A 2,682-nucleotide genomic window follows, 5' to 3' on the forward strand; every position below is an offset into this window, starting at 1 on the left:
GGCGAACCGTCTGTGCCTCTGTGGTAAATCCTTATGCAAACTCCATTTCAAAAAGGCGACCTAAATGACCTTTTAGTTTTGCTCCAACTTCTTGCACATCAAGTAGTTTTCCGAGTTCGGTAGCCATTGAGGTTACAGCTTTGTCGTCGATGCCGCATGGTACTATATTTTGAAAATAATTCAAATCGGTATTTACATTTAAGGCTAAACCGTGCATCGTTACCCAACGACTCGATTTTACGCCCATTGCACAGATTTTTCTTGGATTTTTCTGCTCGACTGCATCAAGCCAAACGCCAGTTAGCCCTTCAATTCTTCCCGCTTCGATTCCATAATCAGCCAAAGTCAGAATTACACCTTCTTCCAAAAAACGCATATAGCGATGAATATCAGTAAAGAAATTTTCCAAGTCCAGAATCGGATAACCGACCAATTGCCCAGGCCCGTGATAGGTAATATCTCCTCCACGGTTAATTTTGTAGAATTTTGCTTCTTTTTCCTGCAAACCTTCTTCGTTGAGCAAAAGATTATCTATTTTTCCGCTTTTCCCGAGCGTATATACGTGCGGATGCTGACAAAAAAGCAGATAATTAGGCGTAATTTTTTGTTCTTCGGGGGCTATTCCTCGGTTATTAACTTTTATATCTATGATTTCAGCGAAGAGTTTTTCTTGCGTATCCCAGCCTTCTTGATAATCAATCAGACCTAAATCAATAAACTGTACTGTTTTATTAAGATTATTATTCATCAGTTTCGTAACTTTGTAGTATGAACGCCAATGCAAATGTAATTATTCGTGAAGGTACAATTGCCGAATGTATTGAGATTTCTGAAAAAATACCCGAATTTTCGAGTGGCAATTACGACGAAGCAAGCTACCTCCAACGATTATCAAACACACAATACTTGATTTTAGTTGCTGAAAAAGACCAGCAAGTCGTAGGCTTTAAAGTTGGATATGACCGCTACCGAGATGGTAGTTTTTATAGTTGGCTCGGTGGAGTTTTGCCCGAAAACCGAAAAGATGGGATTGCTACCCAATTGGCAGACGAACAAGAAAAATGGGTTTCTGAACAAGGTTTTAGTTCTATAACACTCAAAACTCGCAATCGTTTCAGAGCGATGCTGATTTTTGCCTTGAAAAATGGCTTTTTAATTGAAAATATAGAGATAAAGGAGAATATCGAAGATAACAGAATCATTCTCCGAAAAATGTTAAAAATAGATAAATAGTAAAGAAGATGATATACCCAATTGTTGCCTACGGAGACCCTGTTCTGAGAAAAGAAGCCCGTGATATTGTGCAAGGAGAAATGGATGTTAAGAAATTAGCGGCCGATATGTTTGAGACCATGTACGCTGCATCGGGAGTTGGCTTGGCAGCTCCGCAGATTGGCATGGATATTCGTTTTTTTGTAGTTGATGGCACTCCTATCAACGAAGGTGCAGAAACCGAAGAAGACATTGACCCATCATTGATTGATTTCAAGAAAGTGTTTATCAACGCTGAAATCTTGGAAGAAGATGGCGACGAATGGGCTTATGAAGAAGGATGTTTGAGTATTCCTGGGGTGAGAGCCGATGTGTATCGCCCAGAGTTTGTTACGATTCGTTATTTTGATACCGATTGGGTAGAACATACTGAAACTTATGAGGGTTTAGCAGCAAGAATTATTCAGCACGAATATGACCATATTGATGGTATTTTATTCACCGACCACCTAACATCGTTGAAAAAACAAATGTTAAAGAAAAAACTCACCAATATCACCAAAGGTGATGTGGATATTGAGTATCGCATGAAGTTTCCGAAGTAAAATTATAGAACGCTGATAATTATGATTTTATATGATTCGTCAAGATTTTATCATAAACTACCATAAAAATCATAACAATCTGTGTTCTATATTAATTTAAAATCAGAAAAATGTCAGAAAATAGCAGCCAAAATCTAAGAATTTCGTTGGTTCAGACGAATCTCCATTGGGAAAACCCAACGGCGAACTTGGCTATGCTTGAAGAAAAGATTTTTGACATTGATGAGCCTACTGATTTAATCATTTTGCCCGAAATGTTTACGACTGGCTTTTCGATGAAAGCCGAGCAATTTGCCGAACCCATGAACCTCACAACAACTCGTTGGATGAAGCAAATGGCGGCACAAACTGGGGCGGTCATTACGGGAAGTGTGATTATTAAGGAAGGAGAAAATTACTATAATCGCCTGCTTTGGGTAACACCTGAAGGTGAAGTTGATACCTATGACAAACGCCACCTGTTTAGAATGGCGAAAGAAAATGATGTATATGCCGAAGGCACTAAGCGACTCATCAAGACAATTAAAGGCTGGAAGATTTGTCCGCTTATTTGTTATGATTTACGTTTTCCTGTTTGGAGCAGAAATGTCAATCTCGACTATGATTTATTGATTTACGTAGCCAACTGGCCTCAAGTGCGTATGTATCCGTGGGATTCGCTTTTGGTAGCTCGTGCCATCGAAAACCAAAGTTATGTGGTAGGTGTAAATCGTGTGGGTGAAGATGGTAATGGTTTTCCGCACTCGGGCAATTCGGCGGTGATTGATTTTACTGGAAAAGTACTTTTCCGTGAAATTGATAACGAAGTTATTCACCACCACACACTCGACCGCTCTTCGCTCGACGAGTTTCGCCAACGTTTTCC

General features: G+C 39.5%; 4 protein-coding genes. 3 read left to right on the forward strand and 1 reads right to left on the reverse strand.

The genetic code is table 11. From position 1 onward, the window contains the following. Nucleotides 1-31: 31 nt before the first annotated feature. Complete coding sequence (gene lipB / locus ACOVO2_RS08525; RefSeq protein ID WP_421769552.1) at nucleotides 32-748, reverse strand: lipoyl(octanoyl) transferase LipB; 717 nt, start codon at nucleotides 746-748, stop codon at nucleotides 32-34. Nucleotides 749-768: 20 nt separating this feature from the next. On the opposite strand from lipB, the gene ACOVO2_RS08530 reads away from it, so the two are divergent. The 3 genes from ACOVO2_RS08530 to ACOVO2_RS08540 all read left to right on the forward strand — a co-directional run. After that, nucleotides 769-1,233 (forward strand): GNAT family N-acetyltransferase, encoded by a 465-nt coding sequence (locus tag ACOVO2_RS08530; RefSeq protein WP_421769553.1) that lies wholly within the window; start codon nucleotides 769-771, stop codon nucleotides 1,231-1,233. Nucleotides 1,234-1,241: 8 nt separating this feature from the next. Further along, a complete protein-coding gene (gene def, locus ACOVO2_RS08535; protein WP_350266108.1) occupies nucleotides 1,242-1,817 on the forward strand; it encodes a peptide deformylase in 576 nt (191 codons plus the stop codon). A gap of 110 nt (nucleotides 1,818-1,927) precedes the next feature. After that, on the forward strand, nucleotides 1,928-2,682 hold a 755-nt coding region (locus ACOVO2_RS08540), incomplete at its 3' end, for an amidohydrolase (RefSeq protein WP_421769554.1).

Source organism: Emticicia sp., assembly GCF_049241225.1.
Classification (GTDB): Bacteria; Bacteroidota; Bacteroidia; order Cytophagales; family Spirosomataceae; genus Emticicia.